This window comes from Desulfitobacterium hafniense DCB-2, from assembly GCF_000021925.1.
In the GTDB taxonomy this organism is placed as follows: Bacteria; Bacillota; Desulfitobacteriia; order Desulfitobacteriales; family Desulfitobacteriaceae; genus Desulfitobacterium; species Desulfitobacterium hafniense.
Genome location: NC_011830.1, coordinates 1,476,733 through 1,500,440, shown reverse-complemented (window position 1 = coordinate 1,500,440; position 23,708 = coordinate 1,476,733). Strand labels below are relative to the sequence as shown.

The 23,708-nt window shown below is 46.0% G+C and carries 25 protein-coding genes and 2 riboswitches; of the genes, 1 reads left to right on the top strand and 24 read right to left on the bottom strand.

The window, feature by feature from the left end:
• Window positions 1–482: 482 nt before the first annotated feature.
• The 10 genes from tsaD to DHAF_RS06930 all read right to left on the bottom strand — a co-directional run bounded on the left by tsaD (window position 483) and on the right by DHAF_RS06930 (window position 10,473).
• Complete coding sequence (gene tsaD, locus DHAF_RS06975; protein ID WP_015943403.1) at window positions 483–1,502, bottom strand: tRNA (adenosine(37)-N6)-threonylcarbamoyltransferase complex transferase subunit TsaD; 1,020 nt, start codon at window positions 1,500–1,502, stop codon at window positions 483–485.
• A gap of 29 nt (window positions 1,503–1,531) precedes the next feature.
• Window positions 1,532–1,978, bottom strand: coding sequence for a ribosomal protein S18-alanine N-acetyltransferase (gene rimI / locus DHAF_RS06970; protein ID WP_005817348.1), 447 nt, complete (start codon window positions 1,976–1,978; stop codon window positions 1,532–1,534).
• Window positions 1,975–2,691 (bottom strand): tRNA (adenosine(37)-N6)-threonylcarbamoyltransferase complex dimerization subunit type 1 TsaB, encoded by a 717-nt coding sequence (gene tsaB / locus DHAF_RS06965; RefSeq protein WP_005817349.1) that lies wholly within the window; start codon window positions 2,689–2,691, stop codon window positions 1,975–1,977. The genes rimI and tsaB overlap by 4 nt, the downstream gene beginning before the upstream one ends.
• A gap of 8 nt (window positions 2,692–2,699) precedes the next feature.
• Window positions 2,700–3,203: a tRNA (adenosine(37)-N6)-threonylcarbamoyltransferase complex ATPase subunit type 1 TsaE gene (tsaE, locus tag DHAF_RS06960; protein ID WP_005817350.1), complete on the bottom strand. Its 504-nt coding sequence runs from the start codon at window positions 3,201–3,203 to the stop codon at window positions 2,700–2,702.
• 105 nt (window positions 3,204–3,308) lie between these two features.
• On the bottom strand, window positions 3,309–4,478 hold the full coding sequence (locus DHAF_RS06955) for an amidohydrolase (RefSeq protein ID WP_015943402.1): 1,170 nt from the start codon (window positions 4,476–4,478) through the stop codon (window positions 3,309–3,311).
• A 52-nt stretch (window positions 4,479–4,530) separates the two neighbouring features.
• The gene (locus DHAF_RS06950) at window positions 4,531–6,696 is read right to left on the bottom strand and encodes a Tex family protein (RefSeq protein ID WP_015943401.1); all 2,166 of its coding nucleotides are present in this window, start codon (window positions 6,694–6,696) and stop codon (window positions 4,531–4,533) included.
• A gap of 168 nt (window positions 6,697–6,864) precedes the next feature.
• Window positions 6,865–7,569 carry a DUF4652 domain-containing protein gene (locus tag DHAF_RS06945; RefSeq protein WP_015943400.1) on the bottom strand — a complete coding sequence of 235 codons (705 nt, stop codon included), beginning with the start codon at window positions 7,567–7,569 and terminating at the stop codon, window positions 6,865–6,867.
• A 347-nt stretch (window positions 7,570–7,916) separates the two neighbouring features.
• A complete protein-coding gene (locus tag DHAF_RS06940) occupies window positions 7,917–8,945 on the bottom strand; it encodes a homoserine dehydrogenase (protein WP_015943399.1) in 1,029 nt (342 codons plus the stop codon).
• 106 nt (window positions 8,946–9,051) lie between these two features.
• Window positions 9,052–9,153, bottom strand: a riboswitch (SAM riboswitch).
• 109 nt (window positions 9,154–9,262) lie between these two features.
• Window positions 9,263–10,066, bottom strand: coding sequence for an ATP-dependent sacrificial sulfur transferase LarE (gene larE / locus DHAF_RS06935; RefSeq protein WP_005817361.1), 804 nt, complete (start codon window positions 10,064–10,066; stop codon window positions 9,263–9,265).
• 50 nt (window positions 10,067–10,116) lie between these two features.
• Window positions 10,117–10,473 (bottom strand): hypothetical protein, encoded by a 357-nt coding sequence (locus tag DHAF_RS06930; protein WP_005817362.1) that lies wholly within the window; start codon window positions 10,471–10,473, stop codon window positions 10,117–10,119.
• Between the two features lie 248 nt (window positions 10,474–10,721).
• A riboswitch (SAM riboswitch) is annotated at window positions 10,722–10,820 on the top strand.
• 109 nt (window positions 10,821–10,929) lie between these two features.
• Between DHAF_RS06930 and DHAF_RS06925 the strand changes: the two genes are divergently transcribed.
• Complete coding sequence (locus DHAF_RS06925) at window positions 10,930–12,066, top strand: trans-sulfuration enzyme family protein (RefSeq protein WP_005817365.1); 1,137 nt, start codon at window positions 10,930–10,932, stop codon at window positions 12,064–12,066.
• Between the two features lie 5 nt (window positions 12,067–12,071).
• Here the strand turns inward: DHAF_RS06925 and DHAF_RS06920 are convergent, their stop codons facing one another.
• The 14 genes from DHAF_RS06920 to DHAF_RS06855 form a co-directional block, all read right to left on the bottom strand.
• Window positions 12,072–12,740 (bottom strand): YczE/YyaS/YitT family protein, encoded by a 669-nt coding sequence (locus DHAF_RS06920; RefSeq protein ID WP_015943397.1) that lies wholly within the window; start codon window positions 12,738–12,740, stop codon window positions 12,072–12,074.
• 115 nt (window positions 12,741–12,855) lie between these two features.
• Complete coding sequence (locus DHAF_RS06915; RefSeq protein WP_005817369.1) at window positions 12,856–14,079, bottom strand: MFS transporter; 1,224 nt, start codon at window positions 14,077–14,079, stop codon at window positions 12,856–12,858.
• 98 nt (window positions 14,080–14,177) lie between these two features.
• The gene (locus DHAF_RS06910) at window positions 14,178–14,822 is read right to left on the bottom strand and encodes a TetR/AcrR family transcriptional regulator (protein ID WP_005817371.1); all 645 of its coding nucleotides are present in this window, start codon (window positions 14,820–14,822) and stop codon (window positions 14,178–14,180) included.
• A 72-nt stretch (window positions 14,823–14,894) separates the two neighbouring features.
• Window positions 14,895–15,278 (bottom strand): ribosomal maturation YjgA family protein, encoded by a 384-nt coding sequence (locus tag DHAF_RS06905; protein ID WP_015943396.1) that lies wholly within the window; start codon window positions 15,276–15,278, stop codon window positions 14,895–14,897.
• A gap of 111 nt (window positions 15,279–15,389) precedes the next feature.
• On the bottom strand, window positions 15,390–15,602 hold the full coding sequence (locus DHAF_RS06900; RefSeq protein WP_005817375.1) for a hypothetical protein: 213 nt from the start codon (window positions 15,600–15,602) through the stop codon (window positions 15,390–15,392).
• Between the two features lie 21 nt (window positions 15,603–15,623).
• Window positions 15,624–16,151 (bottom strand): GNAT family N-acetyltransferase, encoded by a 528-nt coding sequence (locus tag DHAF_RS06895; RefSeq protein ID WP_015943395.1) that lies wholly within the window; start codon window positions 16,149–16,151, stop codon window positions 15,624–15,626.
• A 78-nt stretch (window positions 16,152–16,229) separates the two neighbouring features.
• The gene (locus tag DHAF_RS06890) at window positions 16,230–16,751 is read right to left on the bottom strand and encodes a hypothetical protein (protein WP_005817379.1); all 522 of its coding nucleotides are present in this window, start codon (window positions 16,749–16,751) and stop codon (window positions 16,230–16,232) included.
• A gap of 84 nt (window positions 16,752–16,835) precedes the next feature.
• Window positions 16,836–17,429: a type 2 periplasmic-binding domain-containing protein gene (locus DHAF_RS06885; protein WP_015943394.1), complete on the bottom strand. Its 594-nt coding sequence runs from the start codon at window positions 17,427–17,429 to the stop codon at window positions 16,836–16,838.
• A gap of 67 nt (window positions 17,430–17,496) precedes the next feature.
• The gene (locus DHAF_RS06880; RefSeq protein ID WP_015943393.1) at window positions 17,497–17,913 is read right to left on the bottom strand and encodes a hypothetical protein; all 417 of its coding nucleotides are present in this window, start codon (window positions 17,911–17,913) and stop codon (window positions 17,497–17,499) included.
• 163 nt (window positions 17,914–18,076) lie between these two features.
• Window positions 18,077–19,792, bottom strand: coding sequence for a methyl-accepting chemotaxis protein (locus tag DHAF_RS06875; RefSeq protein ID WP_005817384.1), 1,716 nt, complete (start codon window positions 19,790–19,792; stop codon window positions 18,077–18,079).
• 190 nt (window positions 19,793–19,982) lie between these two features.
• Complete coding sequence (locus DHAF_RS06870; RefSeq protein WP_015943392.1) at window positions 19,983–21,119, bottom strand: ABC transporter permease; 1,137 nt, start codon at window positions 21,117–21,119, stop codon at window positions 19,983–19,985.
• Between the two features lie 33 nt (window positions 21,120–21,152).
• Window positions 21,153–22,313, bottom strand: coding sequence for an ABC transporter permease (locus tag DHAF_RS06865; RefSeq protein WP_015943391.1), 1,161 nt, complete (start codon window positions 22,311–22,313; stop codon window positions 21,153–21,155).
• A complete protein-coding gene (locus DHAF_RS06860) occupies window positions 22,310–23,008 on the bottom strand; it encodes an ABC transporter ATP-binding protein (RefSeq protein WP_005817390.1) in 699 nt (232 codons plus the stop codon). Before DHAF_RS06860 ends, DHAF_RS06865 begins: the two co-directional genes overlap by 4 nt.
• A gap of 67 nt (window positions 23,009–23,075) precedes the next feature.
• A complete protein-coding gene (locus DHAF_RS06855; RefSeq protein ID WP_015943390.1) occupies window positions 23,076–23,657 on the bottom strand; it encodes a DUF2318 domain-containing protein in 582 nt (193 codons plus the stop codon).
• Window positions 23,658–23,708: the final 51 nt, after the last annotated feature.

Genomic DNA, 23,708 nt, shown 5'->3' with positions numbered 1-23,708 from the left:
TCTATAAGGGCTCTCCCTCATGGTATATGAAACTCTGTAAACACATGTTTCTATTTTATCTCGAACAAAGGGTAAAAGAAAAGCACTTTGTGATACTTTTCTATTTTTAAAGTTATCCCCATATCCATCCCCCTAAAAAACCCCTTGTTCCTAACTTATCCACATTATCCACAGGATCTGTGGGTAATTATGGACAATACTCTCTCATAGATCCAACACCTCTCAGCCCGCCAATATCAGTTAGTCACAGAGTTATCCACATTGTCCACAGAGTTAACTATCCACAGAACATATTATCCCTTGCAAAATTGCTTACCCGAATGTCCTACCGACTAGTGCGATAGTGCCTTTTCGACTGTCCTAACCTGTTGCGAGACCCCCGCATTACATATAGAGGCTGCTGCAAATTTCCAGGCGCTTGGAAATTTGCAGCAGCCTCGTCAACCTACTGACAGCGTTTAAACCAATTTTCTTCTATACTTTTAAGCCAAATTCAGTCCCGGTATAGCATTCAAATTCCAAGGAGCATAATCCTTATCCAAATAACGGTAATATCCGGCAGTCGCGATCATGGCCCCATTATCCGTACAGAGGATTGGGGGCGGGTAACTAAAAGCAATTCCTCTTTTTTGAGTTGCCTCAGTGAGGCGTTCCCTTAGCAGAGTATTAGCTGCTACTCCCCCGGCCAGAACCAGAGTGGGAGCTTTTGTCCTAGCCAAGGCCAGCAAGGTCTTACGCACCAAGACATCGACGATGGCCTCCTGAAAAGAAGCCGCCACATCGGCAACATTTACGGTCTCGCCCTTCATTCGTGCCGAATTCAAGGTATTGAGCACCGCCGACTTCACGCCGCTGAAGCTGAAGTCCAGACTGCCGGGCTCAAGCATTGCCCTGGGAAATTCGTAGGCATGTGGATTCCCTTCAAGGGCAGCCTTCTGAATATATGGTCCACCCGGATAACCCAGCCCTAAGGTCCGGGCCACCTTATCCAAAGCCTCTCCGGCAGCATCATCCCGAGTCTGCCCAAGAACCTGGTATTTTCCATGTCCTTCAAAATAGACCAAATGGGAATGCCCTCCCGAGACAAGGAGAGCCAGCAAAGGAAACTTCAGCCCCGGATTATGAAGAAAGTTCGCATAGATATGTCCTTCCAAATGATTAACTCCCAGCAGCGGAATCCCTGCCCCATAAGCCATCGCCTTTGCTCCTGCCACCCCTACCAGGAGAGAGCCCACAAGCCCCGGTCCATAGGTTACGGCAATTCCCGCCAAATCGCCAAACCCCATCTTTGCCTCTTGCAAAGCCTGCTCCACAACACTTTGCAAATGCAGGATATGCTCCCGAGAGGCCACTTCCGGCACAACTCCGCCATATTTTTGATGGGTCTTTATCTGTGATGAAATAATATGACTGAGCAGCTCACAGCCATTGCGAAGCACAGCAGCTGAGGTCTCGTCACAGCTTGTCTCAATTCCAAGTATATTAATATCTTTATTGTTCACCGGCAACCTCCTGATATCAGCCTGCTTCTCTAGTCTTTGCCTATGTCAAGCCACATAATGAGGGCATCTTCACGATTATCTGAATAATAGCCTTTACGAACTCCCGCTGTCACAAAGCCAAGACGTTCGTACAATCTTTGGGCGGAGGTATTGGAAGCTCGTACCTCAAGGGTCATACGTTCCATACCTTCCTTAACCATCAAATCGATCACAGAGCGCATCAGAAACTCTCCACCGCCCATCCCCTGATACCCCGGCGCTACAGCTACGTTGGTAATATGTCCTTCCTCGAGGATAAACCAGAGCCCCATATAGCCAATGATATTGCCCTCGTGTTCCAGACAAAAGTACCGCGCATATTCATTATCTCTCAATTCGCTGACAAAAGACTGGGGAGCCCAAGGCGCCGGAAAGCAGGCATGCTCTATCTCCAGAATTGTGGATAAATCACTCTCTTGCATGGGGCGAATCATCATTTCCCCTTTTGCGCCTCCTCTTTCTTAGCCCAATTGGTCTCAGCTTCCGATAACCGAATATAATACGGTTCCACAAGCTTTTCCTGGCTTCCCTTCTGCCATTCATTCCAGACACACCGAACAGTATACGCTCCCCGCGGCAAAGCTAAATAATCCGGGAGAAGCACTGCCTTATCCCCCAGGATGGCCTTGATCTTCTCTTGATAACGGGAAACAGCGTCACCGACAAAAACAATGGGCTTGCCTTGTTCCGCCAATTCCTTAAGCCAAAGTGCCGGCTCTACCGCGAAAGGCTCTCGGCTTCGTATGGGGATTTCCTCCCTTTCCGACCATCGGTACTGAGCTGTATACCATTCATTCTTGCGGGCATCAAGAATCGGTACGATCTCTTCCTTTCGGCTATGTCCGGCCCAAGCCAAGGAATCCAAGGAAAGCACACCTATTAAGGGAAGCTTAAGCACTTGCGCCAACCCCTGAGCTGTGGCAATCCCAATACGGATTCCTGTGAAAGAACCCGGTCCTCGCACCACACCAATAAAATCAAGATCCTGGAGCTTCCAGGCCGATGCCTCCAGGACTTGATCCAGTACAGGAATCAACCTCTCCGAATGGGTTTTGGATGTATGCAAAAAACCTTCCGCCACCAGCTGCCCGTCATCCGCCAGAGCTAAAGCTGTGACTTTGGTGGTTGTATCGATGGTGAGATACTTCATCGTTCCTCCTAGTATTCGAAAGGATTAACAAGATTTATTTCTGTGATAATATCTTTGAGCCGTTCTGCCCAGGCTTCCGCTTGGGAAGAAAAGCCGATTAAGCGCGGCTCCTCACCTGATCCTTCAATCCGGATTGCTAATGAATCATCGGGCAGGATATCCTCCGCAATTCCCGGCCATTCAATCAAGCAGATAGCATCCTCTTGAAAAGCATCTTCTACCCCGATTATCTCTACCTCTTCCGGATAACGCAAACGATATAAATCCATATGGATCAGCCGCACGGGACTATCCTGAGCCATCCCTGAATACTCAATCTGAAAGGTAAAGGTTGGGCTGGTCATGGGTTCCTGTACCGCCAGGGCTTCCCCAATTCCTTTTGCTAAGGCAGTTTTTCCCGCCCCCAGATCGCCGGCAAGACACACCACATCTCCACCACGAAGCACTTTTCCTAAATTGTAGCCCAGGGCATGAGTATAATCTGCACTTAAGCTTTGAACTTCCAGCTCCATCCTGACTTCCTTCCTTTAATCATTCGCTCTGAATTCTAACTATAATGTCTATTTACGTATCCTTAATTCCCAAAGTTTCCGGCCTTTTCTCAATCATTCGGAAAGCTAATCCGTGATCACCTTACCGTTGATAATCACCGTTTCCGGGCGTGACTTTAAGACAAAAGGATGTTCACTCCAAATCACGATATCCGCATCTTTACCCACTTCCAAAGACCCTAAGCGATGATCCACACCCAAAATTTCCGCCGGGTTAATTGTAATGGCCTTTAAAGCCTCTTCTTCATCCATTCCGGCCCGTGCCACCAGCGCTGCACAAAGGGACAGCTGTTCAATCGGAGTCACCGGATGGTCTGTAATAATAGCCACCTTAACACCTGCTTGTGTCAGGACATGGGGGGTCTCAAAAGACTTATCTTTCAATTCCACCTTAGCCCGGTTGACCAGTGAAGGACCCACAACGGCAGGATATCCATACTCGGCGATTTCCTCAGCAATCTTATGTCCTTCGGTACAATGTTCAATAACCAGATCCACATTGAATTCTTTAGCAATGCGGATAGCCGTCATAATATCATCGGCCCGGTGAGCATGGGCCCGCAGAGGAATCTCACGTTTAATCACCCGGATTAAACTTTCCATCCCCAGATCCCGCTCAGGTACCTTTTCCGGGTCCTCGATGCCTTGTTCTAACTTTTCCAGATAAGTCTCAGCATCCACCAGCGCTTGACGAAGCAGGGCGGCAGTAGCCATACGGGTCATAGGCATTTTCTTTTGTTCCCCACCATAGACCATTTTGGGATTCTCTCCAAAGGCTACCTTCAGCCCTGCCGGCTCCCGTACAATCATCTTATCCACGACTTTGCCGACTGTTTTCAACACGACACCTGTCCCACCAATAACGTTGCCGCTGCCCGGTGTGGAGAACACAGCCGTAACTCCTCCTAAACGAGCATCCCGTAAACCTTCATCCTCCGGATTGATGCCATCGATAGCACGAAGCTCAGGGGTAACCGGATCGGTCATTTCGTTGAGATCATCCCCTTCGTTTTGGTAGATCTCCTCTCCCAGCCCCACATGACAATGGGCGTCAATAAAGCCGGGTAAAATCAACTTCCCATGGGCTTCAATAATCTCCGCTCCCTCAGGAGCAACCAGATTCTCCCCAAGAGCTTTTATCTGTGTGCCTTCCACCAGGATGCCGCCAATGAATTCCTGACCCTTCATGGTCTTGATCAGACCATCACGGATAAAAAGGCTAGTCTTTGCTTTCATGATTACCTCCGTTATAAACAGTATTGCTTTTAGCTTGTTCTTATAGACAGGGCTATATGGATACCATGGCGTCCGCTGCAATCTCCTTCATGGAGAGACTGACTCGCTCACGGGCGGTATCGATGCCTAGAACACGGACTTTAACGATGTCTCCCACGGAAAGCACTTCCATAGGATGCTTAATAAACTTCTCGCTGATTTGAGATATATGCACCAAACCGTCGTGTTTGACCCCTATATCAATAAAAGCTCCAAAATCAACGATATTTCTCACAGTTCCTTCCAGAATCATTCCCGTTTTTAAATCCTCCAGATGGGTAACATCCTGACGCAATTTCGGCCTGGGCAGATCCTCCCGGGGATCCCGGCCAGGGCGTTGCAGAGCGGCAAGAATATCTTTGACTGTAGGAACTCCGGCACTGAACTCCCGAGCACATTCCTCAGGATTTAACCGGGCAATCCCCAGCCGTACTTCATTAGGACGTTCTTTTAGATCCATGATAGTGAATCCTGCCTTGTGCAGGATATTTTGAGCCAGCTCATAGGATTCCGGATGAACCGGTGTATTTTCCAGAGGGTTGGCCCCTTCAGGAATACGAATAAAGCCGGCGCACTGCACAAAGGTCTGCTCCCCAAGACGGGGAACCTTTTTCAGCTGCTCCCGTTTTTGGAACTTCCCATTACTTTCCCGAAAAGCCACAATATTTTTGGCAATGGTCGGTTTAAGCCCGGCCACATATTGAAGGAGGGAAGGCGAGGCCGTATTCAAATCCACACCTACAGCATTAACGGCGGATTCAACGACACCATGCAAGGATTCCTCCAAGCGCTTAGGCTGAACATCATGCTGATATTGCCCGACACCCACGGCTTTGGGTTCGATCTTAACCAGCTCAGCTAAAGGATCCTGCAAACGCCGGGCAATGGAGACAGCACTGCGCAAAGAAAGATCAAAATCCGGAAACTCTTCTCCAGCCAGTTTAGAAGCAGAGTATACGGAGGCTCCGGCTTCACTGACGATGATATATTCCGAAGCCAGGTCACTTTCCCGAATCATCTCAGCAGTGACTTCCTCAGTCTCACGAGATGCTGTGCCATTGCCAATGGCGATAACCTCCACTTGATATTTAGCAATAGTATCTCTAAGTACCTTCTTCGCTTCTTCCCGCTTGTTTTGAGGGGGATGAGGGTAAATAACACCGACATGAAACAGTTTTCCGGTATCATCCACTACAGCAAATTTACACCCTGTCCGAAAGCCCGGGTCCAATCCCAGTACAACTTTCCCCCGTACCGGAGGTTGGAGCAGAAGCTGTTTCAAATTCTCAGCAAAAACCTTGATGGCTTGCTCCTCCGCCTTCTCAGTCAGAGCTCCCCGGATTTCCCTCTCAATAGAAGGGGCTATTAAACGTTTATAAGAATCATCTGCAGCATTACGAACAATCTCCGCTGCGGGTCCATGCTTCACATAAGCCTGCTCGAGCAGAGCAAGCATACGCTCTGTAGGAACATCCACTTTAACGCTGAGAACCTCTTCCTTCTCACCGCGATTGAGAGCCAGGATACGGTGAGGGGGCAGCTTTTTCACAGGTTCCCGGTAATCATAGTACATCTCATAAGGAGAGCGTTCCTCAGCCTTTTTGGCCGAAGCTGCAATATCGCCAAAACGAAAGGTTGCTTCCCGGATTCTCTTGCGCATGGCGGCATCATCAGAAATCATTTCCGCAAGAATATCCGAAGCCCCAGAGATTGCTTCTTCTGAGGTTTCGACACCCAGTTCAGGGTTAATATACTTTTGAGCTTCCTCTAAAGGCTGGGCCTTGGGATATTGCTCCAATATCCATAGAGCTAAGGGTTCAAGTCCCTTCTCCTTAGCTATAGTAGCCCGTGTACGCCTTTTCTGTTTGTAGGGCCGATAGAGGTCTTCCACCTCTTGGAGAATTGAAGCGTTCTGAATCTGCTCTGCTAACTCATCTGTGAGTTTGCCTTGCTCTTCAATCAACCGCAGGACTTCGCTTTTCCGTTGCTTTAAGTTCCTTAGATATTCCAAACGCTCTACGATACTGCGCAGGGCGTTCTCATCCAACTCTCCGGTGGCTTCCTTACGATAACGTGCAATAAAAGGAATGGTATTCCCCGCATCCAAGAGTTGAATGGCTTCTTTGACCTGATGGGCACGCAAGCTAAGTTCTTGCGCGATACTTTCCGCAAATTCCAAAGGATAATCCCTCCTGATAGTTCTCAATTTTTTATTATACCATTCTTTTCCCAAAAAGTTAAAGAAAGATAGGGAAAGTGAAAAGCAAGCCCACTAGAGACCTGCTTAAAACTATCCTGAGAGGAAGTGATTTCTTTTATAAACAATATCCTGCTGAGATGATGTATCTCAATCAAACAGGGGAACTCTCATCTCCTCCTTTTCCAGACAGAACCCATTGGCATCTAAGTGATCTATAGTGATAATCAGCTCTTCTTCCACCTGTTCAAAATCAATAACTTCTTGGTTGAGCTTTTGATATGCCGGATAAAGTGTTTCCGCTTCACCAGTGGCCGGTGTAACCTTTACCAGCTCTCCACCCTTGGCAATCGTCCCATAGGCCAAGCCGATAATGGTAATAAACTCTTGATCATTAAGCCATAAGATCTTCTTTTTCGGAGTATATTTTCCTTCAGGTGCAAAAGAATTCCACATTTTTATCCGGTTCTCCTGATTGATCTGCAGCCGAGTCCAACGATTGCTTACATTATCTTTGATATAAATATCTCCAATGGTTTCCCATTCATCCGGGTAGATATAAGCTGTAAATTGCTTATTGGGCGAACTGCCATGAACCACATAATTTCCTTGGAGAATAAAGGCCGGGACATAGGGATTGGTAGTCACACGAAAAAGCTGCCCTGTTTGCTCGGTAGTTACCGGTTGCGGAGTCTCTTCCTTCACTGCTCCCCGATCAGTTTCACTTGGGTTAGCTGCCGCGGTCTTTACTTTCTTAACATAAGCAGCATAATTGGCTCTTTGCTGTTGGATTCTTTGCTGCGGCGTTTGTTCGGGATCGGTGACCAGCATTGCCGAATAAGTCGGTTCCTCCACACCGGGCTCCCTAAAAGAAGCACTTAAAGGAAAGATATCAAAATTCAAGAACAAGATACAGAATACCACCCCCAGGAAAAAAAGGGTGCCGCGAATAATTCTTCGTTTCTTGATAACGCTCCCTCCTTAATCTGTTTCTAATCGAATTACACCATACCATTATTTACCATATTCTTAGAATTGATTCTCTGTTGCTGTTTCTCAATCCTTCTTTTAGCAAGGATATGCCAAATTGCTTTAGGAATCGTGCCGATAAAAAGGAAATCATCAAAAAGCGAACCGGCCTGAACCAGTTCGCTTTAATTCCATTATACATTTTAAGAAACTCAACATTGAGCCTGCTTTACTTAACGAGCAGCATTTCCTATCCTGCGCTCTACAACTACTTTCTTCGCGATCTCAACAATATCGGACAAAACGGCTCCCCCTGTGGCCAATCCACCAGCGCCAGGCCCCTTCCAAAAAAGATCACCCACCAACTGCGTTTCCAGTGATAAGCCATTATCCACACCGGAGACGTGACTGAGAATTGCTTCCCCTGATAACCACTGCACACTCACTTTAGCCCTAATTCCTTCCCGTCTTTTTTCCGGCTCTGACGAAGAGTGCTCAATGATGGCTGCCTCGGCAACTAATTTAGGCACCCGCCCCTGTTCTTTTTGCTCTGCGACCTCTTCCGGCGTCAGCCCTTGGATTCCATTAATCTCCACCTCTTCAAGAGGAATATTCAGCTCAAAGCATTCCCGGCAGAGAATAACAAGTTTACACGCCGCGTCCAAACCGGTTACATCCATAGTCGGATCACTTTCCGCATAACCAGCCTCTTGCGCTTCGCGCAATGCCTCCTCATAGCCTTTTCCAGACTCCGCCATTTGAGTCAGAATATAATTAGTGGTCCCATTTAAAATGCCACAAATTTTCTTCACCTGGTCTCCGGCCAGCCCATATTGAATGGTTCTAAGGATCGGAATCCCTCCTAAGACGCTCCCTTCATAAAGCAGGCAAATTCCTTTACGCTGGGCTATTTCTTGCAACTCCGCGCCATGAAGAGCCAGTAAGAGCTTATTGGCTGTCACTACATGCTTTCCTTTAGCCAGCGCCTCTTTGATAAAGGAATAAGTGGGATGCTCACCACCCATAACTTCCACTACTACCTCAATCTCCGGGTCATCGAGAATATCCTGGGGTTTCTGGGTTAGAACAACACCCTCAATCGCCCGCTCTTTACTTATATCTTGAACAAGGGCCTTGCTTACAACCAATGTGGCCCCCAGTTTGCGAAGAATCTTGTTTGAATGGAGCAGTATTCCTTTTATCACCCCTTGGCCCACATTCCCACACCCTAATAGACCAATCTTCACTGTATTTTCCTTCATCTCTTTGTTCCTCCCCTTCATCGGTCCTTGACGTTGCCTGCAATATTATGGCAAGAGCATATAAAAAGCCCTTCCCTATTCCAGGAAGAGCTTATGTGTCATATTTTGCTCATCTTCCAGGAATAATCCTGCTGGAATTAGCACCACTGCCATATAGGCCGGTTGCCGGGTTTCATCGGGCCAGTCCCTCCACCACTCTGGATGAGAAGTATTCAATTTTTAATTATTATATGACAGTAAACAAAGTAATGTCAATAGAGCAGATTGATATATTACAGAATAATGTAATCCCTTCACTATAGAACTCTGAAGCAGTGCTACAGAATTTGTATTCCTTCGTTTAGACTGCCGCTTCGAAAACCCTCTAAATCCAGAGTAACATAGGTAAACCCTAATTCCTTGAGGGGCTTGACAATAGTATCGTGGTCCAATTCCATAAGTTTTAAAAAATCCTTTTTAGGAATTTCCAATCGGGCCATATCCTGATGATAACGCACTCTTAAATTTGTAAATCCCAGTTCTTTAAGTAAAGCTTCCGCTTGCTCTACGCGCCGAAGCTTTTCGATCGTGATCTCCTCTCCGTAGGGAAAGCGAGAAGATAGACAAGGGCTGGAGGGCTTATCCCAAGTTGAAAGTCCCATCTTCTTGGACAATTGACGAATCTCTTCTTTGCTTAAGCCCGCTTCCTGCAGCGGACTCCTGATCCCCAAAGCTCTGGCTGCCTGCATGCCGGGGCGGTAATCCTTAAGATCGTCGGCATTGCTCCCGTCAAGAACCCAATTGATCTTCTTCTCTTGGGCAATGCCTAACAGCTTTGTAAACAGCTCATTTTTACAATGAAAACAACGATTCTGGGGGTTCTTTACAAACTCCTCTTTGCCCATTTCTTCAGTTTCGATGACCAAAAACTTTGCCCCAAACTCTTTGGCCTGCTGCAAAGCATTGTTATAATCGGCTGAAGGCATAGTTTCCGAAGCACCGATGACAGCAAGACAGTGATCCCCCAAGGTTTCATGAGCTACTTTTAAGAGAAAGGTGCTGTCCACCCCACCCGAAAAAGCCACCACAACCGCTTCCATTTCTTTGATAATTTGCTTTAAGTGATTCAGCTTTGCCTGCATGATTTACCTCCAGATTACTCAAGCTTAATTAACTTTCACGCTTCAATCGATTATGCTTTAGAATTATCGCTAAAATAGTAGTTTCTCAGTTTCTCCATTTTTCGAGAATATTCCTCTTGAGTCAAGATTCCTTGCCTGACTAATTCCGAAAGCACTTTCGTATAGCGTTCTAATTCTTTCATCTTTTTACTTGAAACCTTCTTTTGATTGTAAAACTGTATGACTTCTTCTAACTCATGATTATCCAGCACACCGATAGCTTGCAACTTAACCAAGCTTAACTCGCCTTCCTCATTAACCGCAACGTTATTGGCGTTTTTGATCAATGGCTGTATAGCCAGCCTTACGGCAAGAAATATAATAATGAAAAGTAATATCGAATATACAAGGATTCCCTCTATTGTCATAGCTCCCCTCCGCGAGTTAAATAAATCAGTTACTCACCAATCTTGTTCCCAGTGTAAACAGTTCAAGGCTGGATTCCTGCTTAGCTCCGCTTAACTAAGGTATTCTCAAAAAGCATAGAATTTTCCTCTTTTCAGAATGAAGTATATTTAGGACATAAAAAATTCACTTGCAAAGCCCATAGGAATAATATAATATTATAAACATCTTAGCAGGCTTAAAGCGAATTAAATATGGACTTATGTCAAAGCTCTTATCAAGAGAGGCGGAGGGACTGGCCCCATGAAGCCCGGCAACCTACATATGTGAGGTGCTAAATCCAGAGAACCATCAGGTTCGAAGATAAGAGGACGTGGAAACAGTTCACGACCTCTTTGGAGGTCGTTTTTGTTAGTTCGAATCTTCTTTGAGGCTCAACAACATGAATAACCTTTGCCAATGTGTTCATACGAGGAGGAATGAAAATGAATATTTTAACCGAACTGGCTCAGATCGGCAATCGCCGGGATCCTTACGGGGCGATCAGCTTTCCTGTTTACCATTCATCTACCTTTGCTCACCCCGGCTTCGGCCAAAGCACAGGCTTTGATTACTCACGAACCGGCAATCCCACCCGCCAAGCTTTAGAAGATGCTATGGCAAGCCTGGAAGAGGGTACCAAAGGGTTTGCTTTTTCCTCAGGCATGGGTGCCATCACTACCATCCTCTCCTTATTCTCTCAGGGCGAGCATCTTCTCGTCACCGAAGATCTCTATGGAGGAACCTACCGTATCCTTGAGGAGGTCTTCAGCCGCTTTGGCCTCCAAGTCACTTTTGTTGATTCCAGTGATCTCGACACCATCGCAAAAGAGATCCGCCCCCACACAAAAGCCATCTTCACCGAAACACCTACCAACCCTCTAATGAAGATTGCCGACCTAAAGGGGATCGCTTCCTTGTGCCAGAAGCACGGTCTCTTAAATATAGTGGACAATACTTTTCTTACACCCTATTTGCAAAAACCACTGAACTTGGGAGCAGACATTGTTATTCATAGTGGCACCAAATATCTTGGCGGCCATAATGATGTCGTGGCGGGCCTCGTCGTGGTTCAAGGAGAAGAGCTTGCAGCTCGCTTTGGACGTTTGCAGAACTCTCTCGGCGCTACATTGGGCCCCCAAGATTCCTGGCTAATTATCCGGGGATTGAAAACCTTGGCCCTGCGCATGAGAGCACAAGAAGAAAATGCCCTCCAGATTGCACAATGGCTGGAGACGCATCCCCTTGTCACCGCGGTCTGTTATCCCGGACTTAAGCATCATCCCGGCTATGCAACTCAGCTTGAACAAGCCCGGGGCTTCGGTGCTATGCTATCTTTCCGGGTAAAAAGTCCCAGCTTAATCCCCGAGATATTAAAATCCCTCAAAATTATCTCCTATGCGGAAAGCCTTGGTGGTGTAGAATCTCTAATCACTTATCCCGCTACCCAAACCCATGCCGATATCCCTCACGAAGTAAGGACAAGGCTTGGGGTGGACGATTGTCTTCTCCGGTTATCACTGGGTATTGAAGCCGCCGAGGATCTCATTGGCGATTTAGAACAAGCTTTAAAATAGATGCTTTAGGCATCTTCGCCAACGGATTTCTTATAAAACCCCTTCAGATTCTTTACCGTTTCATCAATGGTCTCATGTTTAACCGAGGTCGCATCAAATTTCACCCAAGCAAAGACCATCTGTACGCAGATCCCTATTCCAAATGCGGAAATAACTGTACCAATTCCTACGGGTCCGCCAAAAATCCAGCCTATCAAGCACACCGTTACTTCAATAATCCCACGGCAAAGCCCTATAGATAATTTAGTCTTTCTCTCTAAAGCCACCATCAGACTATCCCTTGGGCCTGCTCCAAAACCAGAGGCAATGTAGAGATAGGAACTAAAGGCGCAAAGGAATAAGCCAAGAATGAGCATAACCATCCCTGGAATAAAACTCTGCATCTCAGGGATTAGTTTTAAAGGCAATAATAAGTCGATATAAATTCCAATGGCAAATATATTAAAGATAGTGCCAAAACCCAGCTTCTCTCCAAGCAACACAACGATGATAGAGATCACCAAACTGGCCACTATAGAAACATTGCCAATCGTCATGCCCACAGTATCGGCAGTCCCCCGATGGAACACATCCCAAGGAGCATAGCCTAAATTGGCTTTCATGGTCATCACAATTCCCACGGATAATAAAAAAGTGCCTAAAAATAAATACACAAGCCTTTTCCATAAACTCATATCCGCACTTCTCCTCAATATCTCCTGATCGATTATCTAATAAGTGTAACATTTTATTGAGCACATTTCCAAACCTTTATTTTATTTCTAAGAATATCTTACTCATAAAACGGTATTAGGGCTGGGAGACAACCAAAAGAAAGCTAATGCTTGTAATGATAAAAAACGCTATGCCCGTTAGATAAAACCAGAATTTCACCCCGTAAATTTCAGCCACTGGTCCCGCGATTAAAAGTCCCAGCGGCATCGTTGCCGACATGAAGCTGCTCATGATAGAAAAAGCACGCCCTTGTACCTCACGAGGGATTTTCTCCTGCATATAGGCTATGTAGGGGATATTATAGAGGTTTCCGCTTGCTCCCATAAACGTGCATAATGCTGCAAAGAGCCAGAAAGCGCTCTCATTCTGAGGAAGTAAACCACAGAAAAAAGCAGTAAGCCCTAGTCCCAGAAGTCCAATATGCACCACGAACAACTTCTTTTTGATCCGGCCATAGGCTCCGATCAGCAAAGCACACAACATCATTCCCCCCGAATAGCCAAATTGGACTATACTGGCATGCCAAGCGCTTGCTTTAAAATAGTCACTGGCCATCAGGGCAAAGAACGAAGAAAGCGGCATATAAAAAACCATAGAAAGTGCAGCTGCTAAGGTAACGATACACAGTTTTTTATCTCTCTGAAAAACAGCCACTCCCTCGTGCATTTCTTTTCGAAAATTTGGGGCAAGCTGTTTTTCTTTTTTTAACTCAGGGATTTTGACCGCTGCCACAGCGATGCTTGCCAGCAATGCTCCTACTAAATCCGATAATAGTACGATAGGGAGTGGAAAAATTGCATACAATGCCGCCCCCAAAACCGGCCCCAGCATCAAAGCACCCGTCTGAGCAAATTGACTCCACCCATTCACCCGAACAAGCTCTTTTTCCGGAACCAGCAACGGTATCACCGATTGAATCGCCGGAGTATGAAAAACACTGCCAATGGCTCGAATTCCGAGGACAGCACACGCCGACCAAAAGGGCGGATTCACAACGATAAGGATCAGTGCATAAACAGCGGCTACCATCCCTATAAAAAGATCGGCACAGATAATTACAGTTTTTCGTTTTAAGCGATCTACCCAGACCCCAGCAAAAGGTCCAAGCAATAATTGCGGCAAAAAAGCAAACAACCCTGCCATAGCCAACATAAGTGGTGAAGAGGTATTGCTGGCAATCCACCAAATTAACGTAAACTGTACCGCTGAACTTCCAACTATAGAAATTGTTTGACCGATAGTTATCGTAAAAAAGTTTCTCTTCCATGGCTGTTTTCCATTGCTTGAATCAATACTCATCCTCACATCTCCTCTTTTTAAAATATACCGACGTTTGGTATGTATGTTTTCAAAATATTAGCTATTCTCTACAAGCCATTTGTAAAGAATAGCTACTTCTATTTTTGGGAAAGCGAATGGAGTTCGCCAATGGATTGAAGAACCTCTTCTGTAACTATAGGGACCCCTATTTCTTCAAATACATTTCTTGCAAAGGAAATGATATCCTTTAACTCATTGGGAGTCCAGGAATACATCCACGGGTTAAACCAAACGTTAAAAAACAAGAGAATCATCTGGGCAAGCTGACGGGGTTGAGCTGTATGAATAGAACCGTCTCTAATACCTTCCTCAATAACACCTGTAAGCAGGTCGGCTGCGGAGCCCATAGTATCACGCATATGAAGAGCCAATAACTGAGGATTTCTAAGAAACGGCGGTACGGTCTGATCGAGAGCCTCGTGTTGGGCCGATTGGATAGAAAACACAAGCATCTTGCAAAGTTTATCCAACCCGGATAGACTGCGCTCGTGAGCAATTGTTTTTATATCGGCTATCCCCTGCTCAGCTAATCTTTTATTCACCGCATCCATGATTTCTTCTTTTGAATTGAAGTGATGATAAATAGCGCCCTTGCTCAAATCTCCCAATCCATCGATGATATCCTGGATCGTCGTATGCTCATATCCTTTGGACATGAACAATTTCATAGCTGTATCGAGAATGCGGTTTATCGTTACTTCAGGATACTTATTGCGTGCCATTGTGATACCCCGTTTTTTATTACATACTTTTGGTATGTATCATAGCAGGTTGCTACGTAGATGTCAAGGCAGCTAAGAGTTTATCTGCCTGTCTATGACTGCTCCCACTGCTGCTCCGATGGTGTAGGCCACTAAATCCCTCCACAAAAAGCCATACCCCAGCACCAAACCTCCCAGCCGGGTTTGCCTTATAGCATCAATCCAGGGAGCATGATAAAGCTGACTGATTTCAATTCCAAAAGCGAAAAGCAACGCTACTGCAGCAAGCCAGCCGGTTCCTTTCGACCTGAAAATAAAGCAAAATATAAAGAAAACCATAAGTGCCCATAAGGCATCTCCCAAGTAGAGATTGATTGCTCCGGGCAAATACCCTGAAAACTGCCGGCTGCTTAAGCCAAGCATTATTGTTACTCCAACCAAGATAAGGTACGCCCATCGATTTCTTTTTATTGCCATAATCATTTCCTCTTTTGACAACAACCAATAAATTTCAATAGCTCCTCCACAGCTTGATTATACTTAATTTTCTCAACCTAGTTTAAGCATCATTAAAACATAAGCTACAAGTTATCCTATTAAAAGTAATTTTAACAAGCTGAGTACGGAAAGCGTAGCGAGGATGATTCCTCCGCTTCTTTCCATCAGCTTTATCTTTTCATCGGGCATGGGGAGTCTTTCCCTTACCCAGCCAATATATCTCCTGCTATAGGTAAGGGTATATAATACTATTCCCGCAAGCAGCCCAAAAATCCATAAAGATATATTAAACCACTCGGGCATCGCTTTCCTCCTTAGGCTAAATTAAGACTGAGGATTATAATTTGATCTGTTTATTCTGGCCATCAGATATTCATCTTCATATTTGCCATTTCTTATTGCCGCCAAGCGCTTTACTCCTTCTTTTTCAAAGCCAAACCTTTCATACAAATGTATAGCTCTGGCATTGTCTGCGAATACAGTCAACTCAATCCTAACCAACATTAGCCAGTTGTCCGCAACATCTACAAGCCTTCCTAACAAGGCACTGCCAACACCCTGATTCTGGTAGTCTTTATGAATCATTATGCCAATGCCCCCACTATGCCGCAGGCGCTGATTAGGATATACCGTTAAGCCTGCATGTCCGATGATCACTTCCTGACCATCCTGAGATCTGGCTACCGCCACAAATTGATGCTGGTTGGCATCTAAATTGGCGATAAAATCCTCATTCCGCTTTAACTGCTCGGACGGGATACCTAAAATATTTTCAAAAACCCCAGGCATGCGCCTTAATTCATTTATCCCCTTCCCATCACCAATTTCTATCGGTCGAATATAAAACTCCATTCTTATTCCCTCCTGGCAAAAGTTACTGCTGCATTCCTACCCTATGCGGCTTCAATATCCTATTGTTTTTCCATTCCATCATTCTTCTAATTCTGAATCCCTTTCTCTCTTTAGTCCGGCCGTTCTAATGAGGCTGAGTAGATTAACCAACCCCTGTGAACCAAGAAAAATGCCTATTCCAATAAGCAATTCGGTTATTGGTCCTCCTAAAAAAAGTATCCGCAACCCGGTGGGTTCCGGTAATCCATAGCCGGAAGTATGCAAACTGGCTGATTTAGTCACCAATTCCGGCAGTGAGTTCCCAATAAAATAAAGCCCCAATACTGAAAAGCCTATTCTCTGTAGCTCATTCGCCCCTAATCCGACAGTCTCATTTCGATTCTTTTCCTTAACCAAAATTTTAGCTAATTTATCAGAAAAGCACCACAGCAAAATACCAAATAGGATCGTAATTAACGAATACACTAAATTAATCAATGTATAGTCAACTATCATATTTGCCGTTACAGGTACATTAAGTGAAAGCAGACTGGTCCCTTGAACGATAAAGAAAATCCCGATAAGCTTACACCCTATACTGGCAATCTCACGCTGGTTCATTCTTTTCCCTCCCTTAAACAACCTATCACCTTTACATCAGCATTCAAGATATTGGCAAGGCTTCTCTATTCAAATTCCGGCTCATTATGGAGACTCATACAACGTCTTTAATGCACCCAATTCGGAAATAGCGACTTCCCGTTGCACCTGGGAGGCGGTAATATTGTTTACGATATTATCCTTGTGTGTAACAAACACAAGAGCCTCCGCCCCGACGGGGATATATTCAAGCTCCGTTCCTGAACTCTCAGCCATCTGCCTAATCTCTTGCGAAGGGTCCGGTACGAGAATTAAATCGACGTCTCCTGCGATAAGCATCTCATAAGACCTCATTGTTTTGGAAGCTTTCTGCGGAAGGCCCGGCCATCCGTCCCCACCGCCATCCACGTGCAGAAACATCCTTTTATATATCCTCTGTACAAGCGGAAGCGTGGAGGTCGAACCGTCGATGCGCGGATAATTTTCCGCCGTGATACCGATGGATGCAGCGTCCTCCGACGGTGTCGGCGTTACCGTTTGCACAACTGATTTTTGGGCCGCCGGCAACTGAGACGGCACCGGCCCTTCCGCATTCCCCGTTTTCGTACAGCCCTGTATAAGAAGAGGTATCATAGCAAGCACCAAGCCCGCTGTAATTCTCATTACAGTTTTTCTAAGTTTGATTATTCTTATCCTCATAGTTCCTCCATGACTGACTGCCATAACAATCAGTTAAAAATGAATTATTGCCGGGCAAATCCATTGCTCACGTGCTTTCCCAATTATATTTAATCAGGCCAAAATGATAAATTTCAATATCACATGCAAACCATTCATGATTTACCGTCATATTACAGACGAACTTTGCCTGATTGTAACCATATGTTTCATCTATAATATCAATGATAAACACACCAGCCTGTAGTTTCGTTGTGAAATCTCGAATATCCCACTCTTTTTGATAATTATCTCTGCCGGTACAGTAGATCCTGCAAAAATCAAAGTCCGCTTTTGGAAAAGAAACCATTGCCTTTCCGATTTGTTCTACCTGATTACCATCAATAGTTCGTATCCCATCTTCCATGACAAAGGTTATCATGTCACTCTCTACTCTAATACTGCTCAACCTGGCATCATGTAAGCTGATTGGCAATATCATATTAGGTTTTACATATTCCTGCATCCCGGCTACCTCCGCTAACTGACAAATCTCTGTTTCTTTAAGATATAGCTTCGCCAAATTAGAACATTCTTCCTTCTAATCCTTAAATTTGTACAGAATAAAGTGCAAGCACTGAATGACGAGCTTTCTCGTCATTCAGTGCTTGTCGATGGGAATTCTGACATTAAACCCTAAACTTCCCGATTGAATTTTGGAGCTCATCCGCCATCTTGGCCAGTGCTTGACTGGATGCGGCAATCTGTTCCATAGATGCGGACTGCTCTTCGGTAGCAGCCGAGACAGTCTGAGTTTGGCTGGATGCCTCATTGCTGATATGCTCAATATCCCGTATCGAATCCACGATTTGCTGGCTTCCGGAAGCCATCTGTTGAATTGCTGCTGAAATTTCCCTGACTTGGGTGGAAACTTCACCGATAAGATTTACAATCTCTTTAAATGCCTGTCCAGCAGAGTTTACAACTTCAGATCCAACCTTTACTTCACGGGTGCCATCATGCATAGCATTGACTGCACTGCCGGTTTCCTGCTGAATTTCTGCGATCAAGCCGGCAATTTCCTTAGCCGCTTCCTGGGATTGCTCAGCCAGCTTGCGTACTTCCTCAGCAACTACGGCAAATCCTCTGCCTTGTTCGCCGGCACGAGCAGCCTCTATCGCCGCATTCAGTGCCAACAGATTGGTTTGGGCGGCAATTCCGGAAATCGCATCAACTATCTGACCGATTTCTTTCGATCGCTCACCTAATTGCCTAACTACCTGAGCTGTACCTGCTACCGTGATTTCAATGTTTTTCATCTGGCTCACCGCTGCTTCCACAGCCTTATCTCCTTGGCCAGCTGCAGTTGCAGTCATTTCAGCAGATCTCGAAACAGTATTAGCATTAGCCGCAATCTCCTGAACACCTGCCGACATCTGCTCCACGATGGATGCTGTATCATCTATAGCAGCTTCTTGCCTGGTTGCTCCTGCAGCTACATCAGTAATTGTTGCGGCAATCTGGTTCGTGGCAGAGGCTGACTGCTCGGCACTGGCCGTTAGTTCCTCTGAAGAAGCCGCTACTTGTTCTGAAGTGTAAGCTATATTTTTGACTAAAACCCGCAAGTTGTCCGTCATAGTATTAAATTCAGCAGCCAGCTGACCAACTTCATCTTGAGAAATAAGATCCATTCTTCTTACCGCTAAGTTGCCTTGGGCGATTTCGCGAACTGTTCCTACTAACTGAGCCAGGGGATTAGCAATCATCCTGGCGATATACCAACCTATGCCCAAAGCCAAAACTATAGCGGCGAAAGTTATTCCTATCATAAGTTTGCTTACCATTGAAGCTAACGACTTACTTTTTATCCCTTCATCATCGGCAATTTGGGCATTATAATCAGCAAGTTCCTCTAAAAGGGCATTCACAACATCGAGGTCGTCAGCAGCATTAGCAGCAAAATATGTATAGGCTTCATCCTGCTTTCCCGCTAATGCCAAATCCACTGCTTTGCTTCTTTCTGTCCGGTATATCTGCAATTCATCCATCAGCTTTGGTAATCGTTCTTGTTCGTATGTGTCCATAGTTGTCTTGCCATAATCGCTAAGGAGGGTGTCTACTTCCGCCGCCCGCTCTTGGACATCCTGGAGAATCTCCTGCTGTCTGTCTTGATCCTGAGTGATAAATAATTCAAGAGTCATTGCCTCTACTGCCCTGCTTTGCCCCCGGGCTGCATTGAGCCATTTGATTGGCAGCAAATTATCCTGATACATACCTTCCAAAGAAGCAGCTAAGTTATTGGCGGAATATATCCCCACGAAGCCTACAAGCCCAAGAAATACTGCCATGAGCAGGACTAAACTATTAATTTTTGAGGCTGTTTTCAGATTGCGGAATTTTTGCATTGCTGTTACCCCCTTTTGCTTACGCTACAAATAATTTCTAAAAGTAAACATTCCTTAGTGCAGTTTCTATACTTAAATAATTCTATTGAGATTTATAAATTCCTCTAACATAAGTTTAAGTTTAGGGCAATTATTTATTAATAATAAAAGAGGAAGCCTTTTTGGGCTTCCCCTTCTACACTGCACTAAGCTAAAGTGCAATCAATATTTCCTGTAAATCAAGTTTCAATGTTCTCCATGCAGGATAAATCATCGCCAATATTCCCACCAAAAGAGAACCGATAACCAAAGCGCTTCCTAATCCGACATGAAAGGCAAAGGAAAATTTGCCATAGCCTAATAACGGCCCCAGAACGAGAGGAGCAACGATTCCTATACTGTAGCCAAGAAGACTTCCGACAAGGCTGATGATCAGCGCTTCTCGGCCAAGCAAGAATAATATATGCTTTTGACGAAAGCCAATCGCACGGAGCACTCCCAGTTCCCGAGTCCGGTCATTCACATTTCCGGCCAAGGTCACGATAATCACCATGGCTCCAATTAAGCCCATGGCTAAGGAGATAGTCCGGGAAAAACTGGTGAAGCGCTCCACATTCTCTTGGGAGCCTTGAACGAGCTGAGTCACTTCCGTGACATTAGCCGACTCCAGAACAGGCCTTAATTGGGCTACGGTCTGTGCAGCATCCGGCGTGTTAAGTTCGATCAAGGACCATTCGGAAGTAATTCCTGTAAGAGTTCGGGCAGTATGGATCGTTGTAAACACTCCTTGGTCCTCAGAGCCCCCTGTCTCCGCCATAATTCCTACCACCGGATAGTTTCCCTTCCCTAAATCCAGTGTATCCCCTATCTTCAGGTCAGAACTCATAGCCAACCGGGAACCGATGACCACCTGGTTGTCTTGAGCAGCCATGCCCTCAATTTTCCACCATGGCTTCATCTTAAGCTCTTGGTCGAAGTCAACGCCGATAATCATAAAGGTTTGGCCCGGGGTTTCCGCTGAGCCAATAACTTTGGGAGCAATGATCACTTCCTGGCCCACCTCTTGGGAGACCTTCTCCCCAGTACCGGCATCCAGCTTCTTGACCTCATACTCCACTCCTGAGAAAGATAATCCGCCATAGCTTAAATTCAAGTGCTCGGAGCGCGGGCTAATCACTACATTGGCACCGTATTCGGTTAAACTTTTCTGCAAATTTGCTTTCATTTCCAACGCCAGAATCGTTAAGGCGGAAATGGCCGCAACGATAAAGGCAAAAATCAGGATCAAAAAGAGGGTTTTGCCCGGTCTTCTACGCAGATTTTGCAGAGCGATGTGGTTAAGTGTCATATATACCTCCGAGATAGAAGTAAGCAAAATTCCTTAGAAATAACGCAAGGCTTCAACAGGATCAAGCCTGCTGGCCTGCCAGGCTGGATAGATGCCGGCTATAAGGCTGATCACCAGGGCGGCTGCCAGAGAATAAAGGGCAAGCAGCGGCTGAAAGGGTACCTGAACGGTCATCTGGACCACAGTGGAACCCAATTGCATCGCCAGCCCCATGCCCAGAGCAAAGCCCATTAAACCTCCCAAGGCGCTGATCAGGCTGACTTCATAAAGAAACATACGCAGAATATGCTTTTTCCGAAAGCCAATGGCGCGCAAAATTCCAATATCCCGTGTCCGTTCTTTAACTGCCGAGATCATGGACATGGCCACTACAAAGCCACTGGTCATGAGCAAAATCACGGATATCACCGCAGCAAAAAGGCTGAACTGAGCGACGGTATCATCCCTTGATTCTATGGTGGACTGGAGAGCGGCCACTTTAGTACCGGGAAGTTTTTCACTTAATTGCAGGCTGACATCTTCAATGGGACAGGTATAGCAAAGCACTGCTGCTTCAATAAGGCTGATAGCGGTGGGCTTATCTTCAACTTTTTGCAAGGCAGGCAAATCCATAAAGATCGCCTGGTCATTCTCCAGGGAACCTGTGGGTTGGATGATTCCTCCTACCCGGAATTTTTCCCCTTTAATTTCAACCTCTTGCCCAAGGCTAAGATCAAGGATGCGTGCCACTTCGCTGCCGATCAGAATCTCGTTGCTCTTTGGGAGCTGGCCAACTGCCAATCCCTCAATCGTCCACCACTTTTTTAGGCGCAGCTCCTCAGGGAACTGCACCCCCACCAGGAGTACTCTCTTCGTGTTTATCTCCCCTTCGGCAAGCAGTTTAGGGGATATGGTGGCTAACGTCTCATTATTCTTAATGGTTTTCATCTGCGGGATCATGTCCATATCCAGCTCTTGGCCCGGGCTGGTTCCCACGGTCACCCCGCCAAAGGATAAGGTTTCGCCAGTCTTGGGGAGAATGAGAAGATTGGAGCCAAACTGGTCGATTTTATCAGCTACATCCTGTTCCATAGAGCGGGTGGTGGTAAAAAGAAAGACACTGGAGGCCACACCGATGATGATGCTGAATAAAAGCAAAAGAGAACGCAGTTTGCGCCGTTTTAAATTCCCCAGAGTAATGGTGAAGAGGTTCATATCACACCACCGACCACAGGCTGAGGAGCTTTTTCAATAATTCCATCCCGGATCTGCACCGCATGGGAGACATAGGCAAGATTCTCCAGATTATGGGTCACCATAATGATCGTCTGCCCCTCTTTATTCAAGGCTTGGAAGAGTTCCAGAATTTCCTTGGCCGTCTTGGTGTCAAGGCTTCCTGTTGGTTCATCGGCGAACAGAATCACTGGATTATTGACGATGGCCCGGGCAATGGCCACCCGGTTTTGCTCGCCACCGGAAAGCTGGTTAGGCAGGCGCAGGGACTTACTGCCCAGCCCCACCTTTTCCAGAACTTTTTGAGCCATCTCACGCTGAGTTCGATCAGAGTGCCGGGTGATCGCTAAAGGGAGCATCACATTTTCCAGGGCGGTGAGATAGGGTATCAACTGATATTGCTGAAAGACAAAGCCAATATACTCGTGGCGGAAATCAGCTCTGCGCTCTTCATCCAGCCCATAGATATCAATATCATCGATGAAGACCTTACCCTCTGTGGGCGGATTCAAGGCACCGAGGATGCTGAGCAGGGTGCTCTTCCCTGAGCCGGAAGGTCCCAGCAAAGCCAGAAACTGACCTTGAAGAACCTGGAGATTCGTATCTTTCAGGGCATAGACTGTTCCCTCGCCGCCTTGATAGATTTTTGCTACATGATCGACCTTGATTAAACTCATCTTCAACCTCCCTGCTGCTCAAGGCTATTTACCTGAATACTGCTGGATTCCATGGGCAAGCTATTGACTAAACTCTGGGCTTCCAGGCATCCAGGATCCCTTGATCTACCTCCAGGTTATCCCCATTTTGAGTATAGATGAGGCGATCCGGCGGATAAGCCTGGCATCCTCCGCTTAAGCCTTTGAAAGAGTCCAAGGCCCAGGTGGTGTTGCAGGCATTGCAGACCAGCTTTTTCCCTTCAATCCGGAAAGAGTCACTGTTGCAGGGCTCGCAGATACTCACAGCCACAATGGCTTTGCCATCGGGCAGAGCGATAGCGGTAAGCGGAATGGTCTTGTCATTGACCTGATATTGAGTATAGATAAATTTCTTTTCCTTAAGTTCGGATAACGTGGTGACCACCACTTTGCCGTTTGCGGCCTGAACAGGTGGCGTTTCCACCTGGGGAAGAGGAGACCCGCTGTAATCGAAGGTTTGACCAAGAGTTGCGACAGCGTATTGATCCCCGTCGGAGCCTTTGTTCCCCAGGAAAAAGCTTCCAGCAATAATGGCGATTCCTAGTACGATCACTCCGCCAATCAGAGGCGCCTTACTTTTTTTCTCAGGTTGGGTGAATTTTTCTTTTTTACTGTTTTGGTTATTGCTCATCAGATCCATACCTCCATAATTTTTGTTTGGACAGTCATACCATATACAATA